At 62.7% G+C, this 17136-nt stretch carries 15 protein-coding genes; 13 read left to right on the top strand and 2 right to left on the bottom strand.

The features are described 5' to 3' along the window. The first annotated feature begins 1 nt into the window (after position 1). The 9 genes from FV230_RS07370 (at position 2) to FV230_RS07330 (ending at position 9232) form a co-directional block, all read left to right on the top strand. Positions 2-277 (top strand): hypothetical protein, encoded by a 276-nt coding sequence (locus FV230_RS07370; protein ID WP_147841870.1) that lies wholly within the window; start codon positions 2-4, stop codon positions 275-277. After that, entirely contained in the window at positions 277-1938 is a 1662-nt protein-coding gene (locus FV230_RS07365; RefSeq protein WP_147841869.1) for a terminase TerL endonuclease subunit, read from the top strand. The genes FV230_RS07370 and FV230_RS07365 overlap by 1 nt, the downstream gene beginning before the upstream one ends. Next, a complete protein-coding gene (locus FV230_RS07360) occupies positions 1938-3206 on the top strand; it encodes a phage portal protein (RefSeq protein ID WP_147841868.1) in 1269 nt (422 codons plus the stop codon). Before FV230_RS07365 ends, FV230_RS07360 begins: the two co-directional genes overlap by 1 nt. Continuing rightward, positions 3203-3883, top strand: coding sequence for an HK97 family phage prohead protease (locus FV230_RS07355; protein ID WP_147841867.1), 681 nt, complete (start codon positions 3203-3205; stop codon positions 3881-3883). Before FV230_RS07360 ends, FV230_RS07355 begins: the two co-directional genes overlap by 4 nt. A gap of 15 nt (positions 3884-3898) precedes the next feature. Beyond that, complete coding sequence (locus FV230_RS07350; protein WP_147841866.1) at positions 3899-5164, top strand: phage major capsid protein; 1266 nt, start codon at positions 3899-3901, stop codon at positions 5162-5164. Between the two features lie 137 nt (positions 5165-5301). Continuing rightward, positions 5302-5559, top strand: coding sequence for a hypothetical protein (locus FV230_RS07345; protein WP_147841865.1), 258 nt, complete (start codon positions 5302-5304; stop codon positions 5557-5559). A 5-nt stretch (positions 5560-5564) separates the two neighbouring features. Beyond that, the gene (locus FV230_RS07340; RefSeq protein WP_147841864.1) at positions 5565-6191 is read left to right on the top strand and encodes a hypothetical protein; all 627 of its coding nucleotides are present in this window, start codon (positions 5565-5567) and stop codon (positions 6189-6191) included. Next, complete coding sequence (locus FV230_RS07335) at positions 6188-6493, top strand: hypothetical protein (protein WP_147841863.1); 306 nt, start codon at positions 6188-6190, stop codon at positions 6491-6493. Before FV230_RS07340 ends, FV230_RS07335 begins: the two co-directional genes overlap by 4 nt. Positions 6494-6505: 12 nt before the next feature. After that, a complete protein-coding gene (locus tag FV230_RS07330) occupies positions 6506-9232 on the top strand; it encodes a phage tail length tape measure family protein (protein ID WP_147841862.1) in 2727 nt (908 codons plus the stop codon). A 5-nt stretch (positions 9233-9237) separates the two neighbouring features. On the opposite strand, the gene FV230_RS07325 is transcribed toward FV230_RS07330, so the two are convergent. Next, positions 9238-9510, bottom strand: a complete 273-nt coding sequence (locus tag FV230_RS07325; RefSeq protein WP_147841861.1) for a hypothetical protein — start codon at positions 9508-9510, stop codon at positions 9238-9240. An 87-nt stretch (positions 9511-9597) separates the two neighbouring features. On the opposite strand from FV230_RS07325, the gene FV230_RS07320 reads away from it, so the two are divergent. Next, positions 9598-10131 carry a MerR family transcriptional regulator gene (locus FV230_RS07320; protein ID WP_147841860.1) on the top strand — a complete coding sequence of 178 codons (534 nt, stop codon included), beginning with the start codon at positions 9598-9600 and terminating at the stop codon, positions 10129-10131. 4 nt (positions 10132-10135) lie between these two features. Here the strand turns inward: FV230_RS07320 and FV230_RS07315 are convergent, their stop codons facing one another. Further along, positions 10136-11566, bottom strand: coding sequence for a hypothetical protein (locus FV230_RS07315; protein WP_147841859.1), 1431 nt, complete (start codon positions 11564-11566; stop codon positions 10136-10138). A 595-nt stretch (positions 11567-12161) separates the two neighbouring features. On the opposite strand from FV230_RS07315, the gene FV230_RS07305 reads away from it, so the two are divergent. The 3 genes from FV230_RS07305 (at position 12162) to FV230_RS07295 (ending at position 16175) form a co-directional block, all read left to right on the top strand. Continuing rightward, positions 12162-13187 carry a site-specific integrase gene (locus tag FV230_RS07305; protein WP_246694783.1) on the top strand — a complete coding sequence of 342 codons (1026 nt, stop codon included), beginning with the start codon at positions 12162-12164 and terminating at the stop codon, positions 13185-13187. 345 nt (positions 13188-13532) lie between these two features. Further along, positions 13533-15893 carry an EAL domain-containing protein gene (locus FV230_RS07300; protein WP_147841883.1) on the top strand — a complete coding sequence of 787 codons (2361 nt, stop codon included), beginning with the start codon at positions 13533-13535 and terminating at the stop codon, positions 15891-15893. A 72-nt stretch (positions 15894-15965) separates the two neighbouring features. Then, entirely contained in the window at positions 15966-16175 is a 210-nt protein-coding gene (locus tag FV230_RS07295; protein ID WP_147841857.1) for a hypothetical protein, read from the top strand. Positions 16176-17136 lie beyond the last annotated feature (961 nt).

Raw genomic sequence — 17136 nt, 5'->3', positions numbered from 1 at the left:
AATGACCGAGTTGGAGTGGTTGGCAGACGTGGTGCGCCGCGTGCCGGTGATGCACGTCGACGTAGACGCGGCAGAGGCCGCCGAGGACGCTCCACGGCTGGCCTATGCCCGCGCGATGGCACGATGGACCGACGAGGCCGCCATCGCCGTGTCGGAGGCGCTGGCAGCGGCATCGGAGGCCGAACGGGGTAGGCGGGTCGAAAGCGACGAGGGCAACCCTTCTAGACCGCCTTCGGAAGCTTCCTTGCAGTTAGTTCGCAGCGACCGGGTTGGCTGATGGCGCTTCGAGGGCCCGGATCGGGCCGGCGGCGAGAGGCGATCGAGGCGCTCTCGGCCCGCAAGCGTCGACTCCCTTGGGAGCGGAAAGGGCTGTCTCGGCCGGAGCGCGTCATCGCATTTTTGCAATGGCTCCCGATCACGAAGGGTCCGCTCGCCGGCAAGCGCATGCGGCTCCTACCGTTCCAGCGCGATTTCGTGATGGAGGTGTACGGCGACTTGGACTCGAAGGGCCTGCGCCGGCGCCGAATTGCGATCCAGAGCGCCCCGAAAGGCCAGGGCAAAAGCGGCCTCATCGCCGGCATCTGTCTCGCCCATTTGCTCGGCCCTGAGAGCGAGGCGCGCGGCGAGGTCTATTCGGCGGCGATCGACCGGGCTCAGGCCGGCATCATTTTCAATGAGATCGAGGCCATCGTCGAGACGGTTCCCGAATTCGCCGTCCGGACCAATTGCCTGCGCCACACGAAGCGGATCGAGGTGCTTAGCGGGCAGGGCAAGGGCTCGACCTATGAGGCGCTCTCTGCCGACGCGCGCCGGGCGCACGGTCTGGCGCCGACCTTGTTCGCCTATGACGAGCTCGCCCAAGCCCGTGACCGAGTGTTGCTGGACAACCTCGTCAACGGCCTTGGCAAGCGCGCCGAGGGGCTCGGCCTCATCATCAGCACACAGGCGCCCGGGGACGATCACGCCCTATCGCAGATGATCGACGACGGCCTCAGGCGCGATGACCCGTCCCTGTTCGTCCAATTGCTGGCAGCGCCGCCGGAGGCGGACCCTTTCGCCGAGGCGACGTGGCTCGCCTGCAACCCGGCCTTGGGGAAATACCTCTCGCTCGCCGAGATGCGCGAGGCCGCTTCTCGAGCCCGCCGGATGCCGGCCTTCGAGCCGTCGTTCCGAAACCTCCGGCTCAATCAGCGGGTCGACGCGAATGAGGAGGCGCGAGTCGTGACGGTCGGAACGTGGCGGCGCGGCAACCTCCCTGTCGATCGTGCCGCGCTCGCCGGCCGACCGTGCTTTGGGGCGCTCGACCTGTCCGGAAAACACGACCTGACGGCCTTCGTCCTGGCCTTTCCATCGGATGATGAGATCCCGGTTTTCGACCTCTTGCCGTTCTTCTGGACGCCGCAGGATCAGCTTGGCGCCCGGCGGCCAGCGGAGCAGGAACGCTTCCGGGGGTGGATCGGCGACGGCTTCATGATCCCCGTGCCTGGACCCACGATTCGATATGGTCACGTTGCAGCGCAGATCGCCGCCTTGACCAGCGAATTCGATATCCAGTGCATCGGATACGACAGGTGGCGGATCGACGACTTCAAACAGGATCTTGCCGACATTGATGCTGATTTCCCGGTCCCGCTTGAGGCTTTCGGGCAGGGATATTCTTCGATGTCCCCGGCAATTGAGTGGTTCGCGGAACTCGCCCTTACCGGGCGCCTGCGCCATGGCGGCCATCCGGTCCTGACGGCGAGCGTGGTCAACGCGATCACGGTTTCCGATCCCGCCGGCAACATGAAGCTCGACAAGGACAAGTCCCACGGCCGCGGGCCTGTGCGGATTGACGGCGCGATTGCTGCCATCATGGCGCTGGCCCTCGCCAAGCGGTTTCAGGCGGCACCTCGCGTAGATGTCAACGACTTCCTCGCTAATATGGTTTGGGGCTGATGAGTCTACTATCTTTCCTCGGCCGCACACTAACCTTGCGGAATGCTTATAACGAGCGAGGCCAGAATTTCTGGTCTTTGTTCGGCGGCTTTGAATCCTGGACCGGCAAGGCGGTAACGCCGGATAGCGTGATGCAGATTGCAACCGCGCTCGCCTGCATCCGCCTAACCGCAACCACCGTCTCGACGCTCCCGGTGCACGTCTATCGCGAGTCGCCGGATGGATCACGCCAGAGGATCCCCGACCATCCGATGGCTGTCGTGCTGCGACAGTCGCCCAACGCAGACCAGACGCCGGCCGAATTCCTCGAAGGCATGGTCGCGTGCACCATGCTGTTCGGCAACGCCTTCGCATTGAAGACGAAGACGGCGGGGCAGGTGCGGGCACTGACGATCCTGCGCCCTGATCTTATGACCGTTCGGCGTGATCCGAACACATACGCCCTGATATATGAATACGCCGATCCCCGAGGCCGAGAGACCTACACGGCTGAGGACGTGTGGCACTTGAAAGCCTTCAGCCTGGGCGGCGACCTCGGTCTTTCCGCAGTTCAATATGGTCGACAGGCCTTCGGGCTGGCCCTGGCGACCGATGAGGCCGCGGCGCGCACCTTCGCGAACGGGATCAAGCCCGGCGGCTTTTTCATCTCTCAGAAGCCGCTTGATGCCCCTCAGCGTGAGCAGGCCCGCAAGGCGCTCGTCGAGCCGATGCAAGGCGCAGAGAATACCGGCCGCGTCGGCATTCTAGAGGGCAATTTCACCTGGCAGTCGGTGACGATGCCGCTGAAGGATGCCGAACTCCTGGCATCCCGCGGGCTGCATATCCAGGAGATCTGCCGTCTGATGGGGAATATCCCATCGGTGCTGATCGGCCATACCGGCGAGGGTGTAACAGCCTGGGGTTCCGGCATCGAGTCCTTGATCCGGGCATGGCTCACGACCGGGCTCGGACCCTTGCTCGGCCGGATCGAGCAGAGCGCCACGCGGGCGCTCCTGGCGCCGGCCGACCGCGGCAAGGTGTGGTGCGAGTTCGCCCGCGATGGGCTGCTCCAGGCCGACAGCGAGGCGCGTGGGAAGCTCTACGCTTCGGCCGCTCAGAATGGTTGGCGCACGCGAAACGAGATCCGGGCGCTGGAAAACCTGCCTCCGGTCGACGGTGGCGACGTGCTCACTGCGCAATCGAACCTCCTGCCCCTCGACAAGCTCGGCACCCTCGTTGGCGCCGCGCAACGCGACCCCGCCACCTCGGAAGAGGACATTCGCCAGTGAACGTGAAACGCCGCGCCTTCCCCCTGTCGATCAAGGCCGTCCCCGACGCCGAGGGCCGGTTCTCGGGGCACGTCTCGGTGTTCGGCACACCGGACAGCTACCGCGAGGTCGTCGCCCCCGGCGCATTCGCGGCGAGCCTCGCCGCCACGAAGGCCGCCGGTCGCACCGTGCCGGTGTGCTGGCAACACCGGATGGACGAGCCGATTGGCGCCTGGACCCGGCTTGAGGAGGACGAAAAAGGCCTGTTCGGCGAGGGCACGTTGTGGCTCGACGTGGCGCCCTACGCCCGGATCGCACAGCGCGGCATGACCGCCGGCTGCATCTCAGGCCTGTCCATCGGCTACTTCGTCACCGCCGACAGCTTCAACGACGTGGAGCGCATCCGCACCCTGACGGGCATCGAGCTCGTCGAGGCATCCATCGTCACCGACCCCGCCCATTCCGAAGCCCGCATCGACGTGGTGAAGGCCAAACTGGCCGCGGGCGAAGGCATCACCGATCGCGAGTTCGAGTCGACCCTTCGGGAGAAGGGCTTCTCGCGCTCCGAGGCCGCGGACATCGCCGCTCACGGCTTCAAGGCCTGGACCCGCCGGGAGGCGGGCCAGCCACAGGCGGATAGCAGCGCCGTCGCCCGCCTGATCGAGGCGGCCGGCTCCTATCGACTTCCCTCCATCTGAAAACAGGAAAAGACAATGAACGCTCACGCACACATGATCCCGCATCGCGATTACCGCGGCGGCTTCCGTACCAAGGACGCCGGCGGTCGCGGCGGGGACGATGATTTCACCGCGCTCGCCAAGCAACTCGAGACCCGCAACCGGGAGTTCGGCGAGTTCGCCGAAAAGGCGGCGGCCGAGACCAAGAAGCACGGCGAGGCCCTCGCCGAGACCAAGAGCGCGCTGGAGAAGGCCCGCACGGACATCGAGGACCTGGCTGCCCGCGTGCTGGAGGCCGAACAGAAGGGCGCCCGCCGGCCCGGCGGCGAGCCAGAGGTGAAGGGCCTCGGCGAGCGCGTCACCGGCTCGGCTGAGTTCAAGAGCTTCGTCGGCAACGGTGCGCGCGGCTCGCACCGCATCGAGGTCAAGATGATCACCTCGGCGCCGGGCTCCGCCGGCTCGCTGATCGCGCCGGACATCCAGCGCCAGCCGATCATGCTGCCGCACCGGCCGTTCACGGTCCGTCAGCTTCTCCAGCCCGGGCGCACGAGCGGTAACCTGATCTACTTCGTCCGTCAGACCGGCTTCGTGAACAACGCCGCAATGGTCGCCGAGGGCGCTCAGAAGCCCGAGAGCAACATCACCTTCGCGCCCGATACGGCGGCGGTGAAGACCATCGCGCACTGGATCCCGGTGACGCGGCAGGCCTTCGACGACGTGCTCGGCATGGAGAGCATGATCGATGGCGAACTCCGCTACGGCCTCGACTACGTGGAGGAACAGGAACTCCTGTTCGGTGATGGAACCGGGGAGCACCTGAAGGGCCTCGCGACGCAGGCGACGGCGTTCGCGGCGCCGGTCGGGCTGACCACCGACGCTACGGCGGGCTCGGCCGCAGATAAGATTGATACCCTGCTCCAGGGCATCGTTCAGGCCGAACTCGCGCTGCTCCCGGCAACGGGCATGATCCTGAACACCGTCGATTGGGCTCAGATCATCTCCGCAAAGGACAAGAACGGCCAGTACCTCGGCAACGGCCCGTTCGGCACGCTGCAGGGTCGGAGCATCTGGGATCTGCCGACGGCCATCACCCCGGCCATGCCGCAGGGCAAGTTCATGGTCGGCTCGCTCGGCACCTCCGCGCAGATCTTCGACCGCCTCGACGCCGAGGTGGTCGTGTCGAGCGAGGACCGGGACAACTTCATCAAGAACACCCTGACGGTGCGCGCCGAGAAGCGTCTCGCCCTCGCGGTGAAGCGTCCGGCCGGCGTCATCTACGGCAGCTTCCGGTCCCCTCAGTAGGCGGCGGCGGGACGCTGGATTTCAGCGATCCCGCCAACAGCGGTCACATCCCTGGCTTCTGACATCCGCCCGTTCCCGCGCACTTCACAACTCGGGAGGCCCGGTCCGCCGGACCTCCCACGATCGAGGAAAAAAGCATGCCGACCGTTCGAGTCCTACGCCCCTTTGCGAACGAGCATCACGACCGCATCGTCAATCCCGGCGACATGATCGTGGTGGATGACGAACGCGCCCGCGCCCTTGCCGAGAATGGCCTTGTCGAGCGCGCGGTGCCGGTAGCGGTGATCGTGAAGCCCGCTCCGGCCCCCGCGAACAAGATGGCCCCGGCTTCCGAGACGATGGCCCCGACTGCCCCTGGACGCCGCGGCCCGGGCCGGCCTCCGAAGGCGAGGTGATCGGCATGCTGATCGTCACTACTCCCGCAACCTCAACGGCCCTGACAACCGTTGCGCGGGCGCGGGCCATTCTTGGATTCGCCACCACAGACGATGCCGCTGCGCTGGTACTGATCGGACAGGCCTCGCGCGCCATCGTGGACTATTGCCGTCGACCATTCGCGATCGAGACGGTACGCGAGAGCTTCACGTGCAACGACACCCGTCTCGACGGCCCGATCCTCGGGCGCGGTCCCGTGGTGGAAATCCTCTCGGTCCGCAATTCCGGCGATCTCATCCCGCCGGCCGAATATGCGCAGGACTCTCGGACCGGCCGTCTGCAGAGGCTCGACCCCTACGGCTCGCCTCTGCCGTGGTGGGGCGGCGGCCTGATCGCGGACTACCGCGCCGGGTACGTCCTGCCGAAGGACGACGCCGGAGCGCCAGCGCCGACCCTGCCTGAGTCGGTGGAGCGCGCCTGCATCATGCTTCTATCGAGCTACCTGAGCCTCCGCGGCCGCGATCCGACCGTGAAGACGGAGAACAGCGAGGGAGTCGGCTCAACCTCCTGGTGGGTGCCGGGCACCAGCGATCGGCTCGCCTCGCCGGAGGCTGCACAGCTTCTCGCCGATTACGTGCGGTTCGACGCATGACGATTCCGCTTCGCACACGCCGCGACCTGAAGAATGCCGGCCACGCGATGGCTGTCGAGGCGATGGAAGCCTTCCGGCTGCACATGAACTCGCTCAGCCAGGCGGAGATGGACGACGTCGAGCACATCGACCGCCTCACGCAGCGCATGTTGAGCGCCGCAGAGAGCATGGCGGCCGAATACCGCGCGGCCGGCATCCCCGAGGCGTGGGTCGGGAAATTCCTATTGTCGTTCCGCCGCACCGTTGCCGCGGAGTGCCGTGCCCTAAGCTTCATCCTCCGGCCAGTTGCCGGCACCGCCTGATCGGATCACGACATGCCGACGAGCATCAACACCATCCGCACCATGACGGTGCGCTATCAATCCGAGGGGGCCGACAAGGTTCGCTCTGACGCTGCGGCGGTCACTGCCGCTCAGGATCGGATGGGACAGTCCGCGCAGGCGGCGGCGAACGTCACCGAACAGGCGTCGAAGCGCCAGCTTTCCGCGGCGGCCGCTTATCAGAAGGTGCGGGAGTCCGTCGACGCCGCTGCTAGGGCGGAAAGCCAGTACGAGAGGGTCAAGAAGACCCTCGACCGTGCGCAGGGCCAGGGCGTCATCGGTGCCGTGGAGCGAGCGGCCACCTTGGAGGCGGCCCAGCGCAAATATTTTCCCCAAGCGGGCGGCAACGACAACCACCCGGCGGCGGCGCGCGGCCTGGACAGCCGGGACAAGATGTTCGTTCAATACAGTGCGTTCTCGGGCGCATCGAGCCTGACGGCGGGCGCCGGCCTCGGATCGGTCGCGCTGCAACAGGGCGTCGGCGTGGTGCAGCACCTGGCCGACAGAGAGGGCGGCCTGAAGGCGGGCCTGTCCGACCTCGGGGCGACGGCGGCGGGGCTCGTGACGCCCTTCACAGTCGCTGCAACGGCGGTTGCCGCCCTCGGAGCAGGCTTCGCGCTCGCTGCAACGCAGGCGGCCTCCGATCAGAAAATCTTAGAGACCGCGACGCAGGGCCTTGGCCGCGCCACCGGCGCCACCGCAGAGGCGTTGAACGGCATCGCCCTCGCGAACGCGGCGGCCGGCAAGGCGTCTACGTCGTCCGCCCGCGAAATGGTCGCCGCCTTCAATCAGACTGGCCAGATCAGCACGTCTGTCTACGGTACACTGGTGCAGAGCACGTCCGAATATGCCCGCGTCACGGGCCAGGATGCGAAGGAGGCCACCGCGGAGCTGGCCCGCGCCTTCTCTGACCTGAGCACCGGCGCCGACGCCATCGCGGCGAAACTCGGGGGCCTCGATGACAAGACGCGCCAGCTCATCGCCACGCAGATGGAGCAGGGCGATAAATCCGGCGCACAGGCCACCGCGGCGGAGTATCTGAAGACCACGATTGACGCGAACGCCACCAGCACCACCGGATGGGCCGCGGCCTGGAATACCGCGACGGCCGCGGCCAACGGATACTGGGAGGCCGCCAAGCGCATCGCTGGCATCAAGCTCGGGATCGCGCCGGAGGGTGCGCAGGAGGCAGTGATCCGGCTCAATTCCGAGATCGACAAGGCCAACAATATCCGCGGTGCGGTCGGGATGCAGCCGCTCGGGCTAGGTGATTCACGTGTGACGCAGCGGGACACCGCCGCCCTGATCCTCGACACGCAGCAGCGCGAGGCGGCGGCGCGAGCGGCGGAGGAGCGGGCTGACCGCGCATCCAAGGTGGCCGGCAACATCGCCCGCACATCCGATCCGAATTATGCCCGGCTCTCCGAACTACGGACTCAGCAGAGCCAGCTATCCGAGGCCATCGCGGATCCGCTGGCCCGGAGCAAGCTCGCCGACTTCGGACAGACGGAGACCGCCTACCTCGGCGTAACGCGCGCGATCGAGACGATGGTCGACGCCAACGGCAAGCTGGTCTCGTCGGAGGAAATGACCCGGCGCGGGAATCAACTGCAGCTCGACGCGGTGAACGCGAAGACCGACGCGGAAAAAGCCCTGGTCGCGCAGCGCCAAAAAGCGTTCGATCTTATCGGCAAGGCAATTCCTGGATCGGACGCCCGGTCGCAAATCAACATGGCCGGACGGCTCTCCCTGGCCAACGCATCCGAGAAATCCGGCGGCGGCTCGAAGGGGGAAGAGAAGGATGAATATGACCGGGCCCTGAAATCGATCGACGATCGCGTCCGGCGGCAGCAGGAAGACGCCGCGACCTACGGCATGGGCGCCGCGGCGGTTGCGAAATACCGGACCGAAACCGAATTACTGACGGCTGCAAAACGGGCTGAGCGGGACATCACGCCGGCGCTTACGTCCGAAATTCAGGGCTATGCGCAAAAGGCGGCGGATGCGGCCGAGAAACAGGAGTCGCTTCGGGAATCCATGAAGACGATGGACGGCGTTCGGAGCACCGGCAAGGAGGTTTTCGGCGGGGTATTCAACGATATCTCGAGGGGAACCACGGCGGCCACCACCTTCGCGAACGCCATCGGCAAAATTCAGAGCCGCATTCTCGACCTAGCGTCGACGTCCCTGACGGATGCCATTTTCGGAAAGGCCGGCACGTCCGGATCCGGCATCCTCGGCGGCAGCGGGTTCCTAAGCAGCCTGTTCGGCGGCGGTGGTGGCGCCTCTGCCAATGCTCCGGCGCCCGGTGCTCAGGGGCCGACGCTCGAGACCGGTGGCTTCCTGGGCACGATCGGCAAGATCTTCGGCTTCGCCAACGGCGGTATCATGGGTCCCAACGGCCAGATCCCGCTGCACACCTACTCGAATGGCGGTGTCGCGAACTCGCCGCAGATGGCGATCTTCGGAGAGGGCCGGATGAACGAGGCCTATGTGCCATTGCCGGACGGGAAGCGGATCCCGGTCGCGATGGCCGGTCCGGCGAATTCGAACTCTCAGAGTCGCACCGACGCCCGGAGCTACAACATCGACCTGCGGGGCTCGACCCTCACTCGGGAGGAGGTCTCGGTGGCCCTCACCAAGGCGCTGGCGAAGAACAACGACGAGCGAGACCGGACCTTTATCGAGCGGACAGAATACATGCGACGGGCGGCCGGCTAAGAGGATCAGCTATGTTTGACACCAAATGGAGCGCGGCCCGCTGGGGAAAGGCTCTGCGTGATACCTTCCGCCATCAGTTTTGCCGCAGCTTCCGGCATCACCAGTCGAGCGATAATCTCCTTCTCAGTCCGGAACTCACCTGGGCCGGACATGGGCCTCTCGACTGCTAGCGTCACGTGCACGTTGCCGCCCGTTAGGTAGACACTAACTGCAACGTTGGCGAAGGTTTCGGCCACCTTTCTTGGGTCGCTGATCGGAACCTGTTTCGGCGGCTTCATTTCCGCAACTCCTATGATTCGGCGCAACCGCACGATGCTGTGGCGGCGCGGCTCTCAGCACAAGCCCGTAACGACTAGGACATCGCCATGAACGCGCACATGATGCATACCGCGCAGGGTGCCGCCTCGGTGATCCCGCAGAAATTCCGCCGGCCCGATCCAGCACCACCTGGACCAATGCAACCTGGCAAATTCCGCTTAGCGCGCCTGAGCGAGATTTCCGGCGTCGAGCTCGGCACCATTTCAAATTGGACCAGCCGCCGAATTTGGAACCGGCAGACCTCCGGCGAGGGTAAGCACCGCCGGTTCGGTTTCTGGGATTGCCTGCATCTCGCGATCATCCGGGAAATGGCGTCCCTCGGAATGCAGCTATCCGGCCGCGGTGCGATCCTTTCCGAATCCCTTCTGGCGTGCGCCAAGGCTCACGTCGGCTGGGATGGCGACCTCAACAGCCTGCCCGACCGCATCGCCCTCTACGCCCTGGACGATGAGCGGGAATGGATGATGGATTGGCAGACGCCGCGTCCGCAGCTTCCGCGGTCTTACGTGGTGCTGAATCTGCGGGCCGTCGTTGAGGATGTAAACCAACGCTATCACGTTGTGGCGCAAAATAATATCTAGATCATCAAAAAACAATTGCTCGATACTTTGCCTCAAGATATCTGTACATTTCATTATTGTTGCTCCTTACGATGCAGTCGAGCATGAAAATAAAATCGTGGTCCTCCAAAACCATAATCAAACCTTGCTCCTCCCTAACTGCATCTCTCGAGCGCTTCTCTACCGCTGCATTATTGTCGTTAGTTCTACAAGCGATGATGCCAAATCGACCCCGTGCCGGACCAAATCGGCCGATAAGCTGGTCAAACTCGGGGTTCTTTATATCTTTACCGTAGTTTTTGCATTCGACAATTATATAACGTGCGCGTGTTTGAGGAGATTTCTTGAGCGTGCCGAAAAATCCTTCCGTTGCCCAATTCGTATAGACAATATCAATGCGTTTGCGCCCCTCGCTCATCGGTTGCTCGAGGATCGGAGAAATCAGATCCGGATAAAACAAAAACGTGACGATACCTGCAATAGCATGCTGATATTCGGTTGCGTGCTTATCGCCAGTAGGTATGCCTCGCAGTCTTTCAATAAGCTCAGACGCTAGATGGCGGGGATTGAAATCCGGATCTAACCCTTGAGACGAAATTGCCCCCTGAGCTCCCTTCAAGCCTTTATAGAATTCAAGTATGTGAGGGTTTTTTTGCGTCATATCGGCCAAGAATTCCTTTGAAAATGGCGTATCTCTAATCACATCCTTCTTGGAAACTTTTGGCGTCCCGTCTTTGAGCAGCTTTACTAAGCCAGACCCCCGGGCAAGGTGCTCGGCCTGCAGGAAATTCACAACGTGGAAGTTGTAATACTCCTGACTATTTAGCGACAACTTTCGACGAACTACAACTTTCGGCACTAAAATCACCGGAGTGCCATTCACGATTGGAAGATTTTGATATCCAGACACCCAAGTTCTAGCGTCAGGATCCCAAACGGGAGCAACCGCTACGTTGTTTGCGTATGGCACCCCTAGAAGCTCACATTGCTGTTGAGTATAAATAATCAGCGGCGCTCGTATTATATTAGTTGTAAGGTCGGATATCTTATCAGGGCCAATTCCTTCAATAAATAGCTCGGCGTCTGCCAAGTCACTCAACAATCCAGACTTAATCGCGCGACTGTTGCGAAGCGCGTACAAGAGCTGCTCTGCATTGAAAGGCCCCACTCCTCGCCCCTGAGGTTGCGCGCGGGACATTCCTAAAAATGTCTCCTGCGGCTCTCTAAGGTTGCTCGTCAGATACTCAGCCCGTTCTTCGTCACCATCTCGCAAACTGCGAAGAACGTCTTCAAAAAAACTTACAATATGATGCGCAAACTCCTGAGACAGATTGTCATTGCGAATTTTTATTGCATATGGATCTATGAAAAGCCTGGTATCTAAATCGATATCTATATCGACGAAATCCAGCTCAGCCTGTTTTTTTCCAAGGCCGAAGAACTCAGAAAACCTCATTCACACCCCCCCACCCTTACCCTGAGTTGGATATAGCTTTTGATCATTGTCAATCTAATTCAAGTCAACAGAGACCTGCAAGACAATATTTATCTGTGAATTCAACGTGGTCGATTTTGCTGATAGCGCGATTGTATCGCTGGATCAGATCAAAGCAATTCATCCACAGACGGTCAATCATCCAACGCGGTCTACAAATTCTTTCAAGATCTTCAGCGAATGACAGTTGGGTTGATCTGATCCCCAAATCTGTTGACCCACCAGACTCATCTTTACCTAGGGTTGGTTGCATGCCTCGTCGCGCTGCCGCAGTCACGCAAGCTGACATCGCGCGCGTGATCCGTGCTGTCCAAGCGTCAGGCCTGCCTGTGGTCCGCGTTGTCGTTCGATCCGACGGCGTGAGCGTTGAGACGTCGCCGAGCATTGGACAGGGGCCGGAAGCTCATTGCAGCGACGAGGTTGCCGACTCAGACCGCGTGGTGGTCCTATGAACGCTGACATGCCGAAGCCACGACCGCCGCATCTCGTTCGAGAAATCTCCCGTCACGGAAAACCGCTCTGGTACGTCCGGGTAGGGCAGGGGCCGCGCGTGCGGATGCGCCATCCCTACGACAGCCCGGAATTCTGGAGCGATTACCGCCTCGCCATCGAGGGGCGTCCCATTGCGCAAACCAAGGGACCAGCCGCCGGCACTCTGGCGTGGCTCATCGCGCAATACCTAACCACGGGCGAATGGTCTGACCTCAAGCCCGCCACGCGGAAACAGCGGCACTCATTCTTTCGCCAGGTTGAGAAGACGGCCGGCACCGAACCGGTCAAAGCGATCGATCGGCGTGCCATCCTCGCAGGCCGAGACCGTCGACGCGATCGCCCGTTCGCCGCGAACAACTTCCTGAAATCGATGCGTGCTCTGTTCGCTTGGGCTGTAGGCGCGGGCTACGCCAAAGCCGACCCGACACAGGGCATCAAGCTTCTCAGCCTTGGATCCGACGCGTCGGGCTTCCACGCCTGGACAGACGATGAGGTGACGCAATTCGAAATGCGCTGGCCTGTCGGCACCAGGGAGCGGTTGGCGCTCGACCTCTTGCTCTATACCGGCCTGCGGCGCGGCGACGTTGTGCGCCTCGGCCGGCCGCACGTCCGGCGTAGCGAATTCACGATCCGAACAGAGAAGACGGGAATCGTCGTCGTGGCGCCGATCCTGCCGCCGCTCGCACACACGATCGCTGAATCACCGACGGGAGAGCTTACGTTTCTGGCGACCTCGAGGGGGACGCCGTTCGTTAAAGAGGCCTTCGGAAATTGGTTCAAGAAGGCCTGCCGCGCCGCTGGCGTTCCAGGATCCGCACACGGCCTTCGCAAGGCCGGCGCGCGACGCGCGGCAGAAGACGGGGCTACCGAAGCGCAGCTCAATGCCCTGTTCGGCTGGGCTGATGGTAGCCGGGAAAGTGCCGTCTACACGCGTACCGTGAACCGAGCGAAATTGGCGCGAGATGCACGCGGAAATCCCTCACCGGCTACCCTGGTGCGGGATGAGGACGAAAAAGCTCAGCTATCTCAATTGACTGCAAAAGTCGTGGTGGGCCCGGCAGGACTCGAACCTGCAACCAGACCGTTATGAGCGCAACGACTTCCTTCAAATAGTAGGGAAAGCAGACGAAATCGGAGAGGACAGATGTAGAACGTTCGCCCCCGGTTCCAACGTATCGTTGGCGAAACGTTGGTTCGTTTCACCGGCAGGGCAGGACGTCGCCACCCGCCCAGCTCGGGGTGTGACCGAGCCGGAGGGGAGGGGCGGATCGGGACCTTCGGGGCGGTTAATCACCCGGCTACGAATGCTGGACCGAACAGTAGGAACAAGGCGAGGCGGGGTTTAGACGCTTTTGTGATCGCAGAGCTACGCGAAAAGATTTTATTTACTATAAGTTTCAATACGCAGGAAACCCTTTGCACGCAATATTGTTGCATGCAATCTCTGCTCATATCCTTAGTTGATAGCCAATCCCTCAGCTTTATTGTCGCCGCAGCGACTATTTGCACCTTCAGTGCGTGGCTGTTGGTATCTCTCATACACTATGCAGAGGTTGGTAGCGCAACCACCCGGCGATGGTGGTTGCTTGGAACGACCGTCGTTGCGGGCACTAGTGTCTGGACGACTCATTTTGTGGCGATGCTAGGGTACCGGACCGATCTCGTCTTAAGTTACAACTTTAACACGACGATCTTCTCTGCCGCTGCAGCAATCGTCGCGGTAGGCCTACCATTCGCCCTTTCGATCATATGCCCACGGGGATGGATGCGCCTTGTTGCCGGAGCTGCGTCAGGCCTGGGTATTGGCGTTATGCACATCAGCGGGATGGCCGCGTTGGAAAACTGCGGCCAGGTTCAGTCGCTTGGCTTCAACGTCCTCGCCTGCTTGATCGGCGCTGCCTGCATGGCGCTCGCGCTCGTGCGTCCGGGGCGAACTGGATCACGGCTGGTGACCACGTCGCTGATCGTCGCCGCGGTTTGTGGGACGCATTTCGTCTCGATCGCGGGCACGGTTTTGACCGGGGAGCGCGTCGATCAGCTCCTTCCCGGCGTACAGGTCGCACTCAGTGTTCTTGCCGCGACAGGCGCCGCTATCCTTCTGTTCGGGACGCTTCTCGCTCTAACTGCAGCTAAGCGCTTTGACACCCAAGAAACTGTACACGCCCGTGTTCTCGCAACGGCACTGCAAAAGATGTCGAACGGGATCCTTAAGGTATCTGCTTCCGAGATCGTGGAACTCTACAATGAGCGCCTCTGCGCGATGCTCAAGCTCGCGCCAAGCGACATGGCCAGAGGAATGAGCTTGGCAGCCTTCCTCGAGGGTGTGGGTCGGGCGAATGGTTGGGAGGCAGACCGCGTCGCCAGGGTGCTGGCAAACCACCGAGCCTGGATGGCCAGGGACGACGAGACTCGCGTCGAGCACAGCTTCGAGGATGGCCGAATCCTGTCCATCGCTTGCCAGCCCATCGAGGATGGTGCGGTGCTCACCTTCGACGACATCACACAAGCAAAACAGGCGCAGCGCGAGATCTCCCTGCTTGCCTATCACGATCCGCTAACAGGCTTGGCCAACCGTCGGTCGCTGCTCGAACGCCTGGCGCAAGCGCATGACGAGGAGCAACCCTCCACGCTGTTGCTGATCGACCTCGACCGGTTCAAGGCCGTCAACGACACCTTCGGTCACGGGATCGGCGATCGCCTTCTTGTCAGCGTGGCATCACGGCTGTCCGAGCTGGCGGGGGAGACCGCTTTCGTCGCTCGCCTGGGCGGTGACGAAATGGCGTTGATCGCTCGTATGGACGCCGAGGTAGCTATGAGCTTGGCCGAGCGCATCGTCATCGCGATCGAGAAGCCGTACGCGTTCGACGATCTGACCATCGTGATCGGCTGCAGCATCGGCGTGTGCAGCACCGAGGACCGGGCGAGCCCAACAGATCTGATGCAGCGTACGGACATCGCGCTGTACGAGGCCAAACGCCAAGGTCGAGGTCGTGCGACACGCTACACCCCTGGGATGATCGAGGCCGTCGCCGACCGGCATCTCCTCGAAAGCGACATCCGGTTCGCCCTGTCCGAGGGTCAGTTCCATCTCGCGTACCAGCCCATCATGGCGCTCGCCGACGACACCATCCTGGGCTTCGAAGCGCTTATTCGCTGGCCGCATCCGACGCGGGGGCTCGTCTCCCCGGCGACCTTCATCCCGTTGGCGGAAGAGACGGGGTTGATCCTGCCGATCGGGCGCTGGGTGTTGGAAGAGGCCTGCCGGCAGGCTGTGGCTTGGCCAACTGATCAGCATGTCGCGGTCAACATCTCGGCCGTGCAGTTCCGTTCGCCGATGCTGCTCGCTCATATCACTTCCGCCCTGGCGAAAAGTGGGCTGCCGGCGAGCAGACTGGAGATCGAGCTGACGGAGACGGCACTGGTCGAGGACGGGCCTCAAATTGCGCACACCTTGTTGGCGCTGCGCGAACTCGGCATCAAGATCGCGATGGACGACTTCGGGACGGGGTACTCGTCTCTTGCTCATCTGCGGGACCTGCCGCTGGACAGGATCAAGATCGACCGCAGCTTCGTTGCAGCAGCTTTGGAAGACAAGCATTCGATGGCGGTCGTCAAAGCGATCACGCAGATGGGGCGTGATATGAACATTCTGACGATCGCTGAAGGTGTTGAGGATGCGAACCAGCTCGCCCTTCTGAGAGCGCTCGATTGCGATGCCGTTCAGGGATACCTGATCGGTCACCCGGAACGCTTGATCTCAGTGTTTAAGAATGGTGCACAAGTTCGTGCCGCTTGAGTGATCCTCTGCCGCGGGACAACTCAGGCGATCGACACACAGTTCATATCCCGCGAAGCTCGAGTCTTCGAAGTGGCTGCTAGGGTCCGATACGACGTCTATTACGCCACCTTGGCCGGCGGCATCGCGCCATCGAAGCGCCAGCCATCGAACCCGCTGGTACGCGAGGCGGCGATCGACTTCCTCGATTGGTTCGGCGAGGACGCCATCGCCCTCGGCTGGATGGCCACCAGCCTGTTCGGCCTTTACCCGCCCCTCGGCGTGGTCCGCGTCGACTACTAGGGCTGCCCTTTGATCAAGGCCCGCTGTGTCGAGGCGATCGGCGACACCTAGATCCGGTACGGCAACCAGACCTTTCGGCGGGACCGTCTGGGGCATCCCGTTGGCGTGCCGGCCTAGCAGGCTGTGCGGTAGGCGGCAGGCACGAAAAAGCCCACCACGTCGGCAACCGGGCGGGCTGAGGTGATGTCAGGGCCAGAGGAACCCCTTCGATGGCCGGGTCGTAGCGTGAGCTGGTTAATGGATGACGAAAAAGCCCCGCGCAGCGGATGCCGGCGGGGCTAAGCGGTCTCTGTGAGGGCGGGTACCTAGGGCGCAGGCCCGGACACGTCATCCGTCCGGTGGAGGATCGCGCGAGGCTGCGAGGCCCCGCAGGACCGCCACCGGCACCAGCACGGCGATCGCTCCGCTCAGGACTTCCATCCAGGGGCGACCGCTCATGAAGGCGTTCAGCGCGACACCTACCCTGCGGCTGCTATCCTGCCGGGATGCGCATAGCCCTTACCGCCCTCGCTCTCGTCGCCACGGCCGGAGGTGCCAGCGCACAGCAGCAGATGCCGACCGTCCCGGAGTTGCTGACGGCTGAAAGTAAGGCCTCGCAGGCGTGTGAGGGCTCAGGAGATGCTGACGGCGCCCGAGAGCAATGCCGTCTCCGCGACCGTCTGAGCGGCCGCCTGGCGCAAGCCGGCTACTGCTGGGGTCGCAAAGGCCAAACCGACGAGAAGAAGCAGTGGCACGCCTGCCAACCGGACTCGATCTATGAGGACGATATCGAGGCGGTGCAGCGCTGAAGCCTTTCCACTCCAGGCAACACCCGCGGCCGGCAAGGCAGCTGGGGTTCATGCTGCGCCTTTGATCCAGGATTTGCCAATGCCCTACACCCTTAAACGCCTCGCCCCTGGTAGCTTCGATCTCATCCTCGACGGCGAAGTGGTCGGCAGCTTGGTCCGCGATGTGTCGCGGG

Source organism: Methylobacterium sp. WL6 (assembly GCF_008040095.1).
Taxonomy (GTDB): domain Bacteria; phylum Pseudomonadota; class Alphaproteobacteria; order Rhizobiales; family Beijerinckiaceae; genus Methylobacterium.
Note: the sequence above shows the minus strand (reverse complement) of the source record. Positions and strands in the feature narration are given on the sequence as shown.

Excerpts from the sequence above, each read along its gene's own strand:
- FV230_RS07370 (WP_147841870.1), top strand. The coding sequence starts at position 2 with ATGACCGAGTTGGAGTGGTTGGCAGACGTGGTGCGCCGCGTGCCGGTG.
- FV230_RS07365 (WP_147841869.1), top strand. The coding sequence starts at position 277 with ATGGCGCTTCGAGGGCCCGGATCGGGCCGGCGGCGAGAGGCGATCGAG.
- FV230_RS07360 (WP_147841868.1), top strand. The coding sequence starts at position 1,938 with ATGAGTCTACTATCTTTCCTCGGCCGCACACTAACCTTGCGGAATGCT.
- FV230_RS07350 (WP_147841866.1), top strand. The coding sequence starts at position 3,899 with ATGAACGCTCACGCACACATGATCCCGCATCGCGATTACCGCGGCGGC.
- FV230_RS07345 (WP_147841865.1), top strand. The coding sequence starts at position 5,302 with ATGCCGACCGTTCGAGTCCTACGCCCCTTTGCGAACGAGCATCACGAC.
- FV230_RS07340 (WP_147841864.1), top strand. The coding sequence starts at position 5,565 with ATGCTGATCGTCACTACTCCCGCAACCTCAACGGCCCTGACAACCGTT.
- FV230_RS07335 (WP_147841863.1), top strand. The coding sequence starts at position 6,188 with ATGACGATTCCGCTTCGCACACGCCGCGACCTGAAGAATGCCGGCCAC.
- FV230_RS07330 (WP_147841862.1), top strand. The coding sequence starts at position 6,506 with ATGCCGACGAGCATCAACACCATCCGCACCATGACGGTGCGCTATCAA.
- FV230_RS07325 (WP_147841861.1), bottom strand. The coding sequence starts at position 9,510 with ATGAAGCCGCCGAAACAGGTTCCGATCAGCGACCCAAGAAAGGTGGCC.
- FV230_RS07320 (WP_147841860.1), top strand. The coding sequence starts at position 9,598 with ATGAACGCGCACATGATGCATACCGCGCAGGGTGCCGCCTCGGTGATC.
- FV230_RS07315 (WP_147841859.1), bottom strand. The coding sequence starts at position 11,566 with ATGAGGTTTTCTGAGTTCTTCGGCCTTGGAAAAAAACAGGCTGAGCTG.
- FV230_RS07305 (WP_246694783.1), top strand. The coding sequence starts at position 12,162 with ATGCGCCATCCCTACGACAGCCCGGAATTCTGGAGCGATTACCGCCTC.
- FV230_RS07300 (WP_147841883.1), top strand. The coding sequence starts at position 13,533 with ATGCAATCTCTGCTCATATCCTTAGTTGATAGCCAATCCCTCAGCTTT.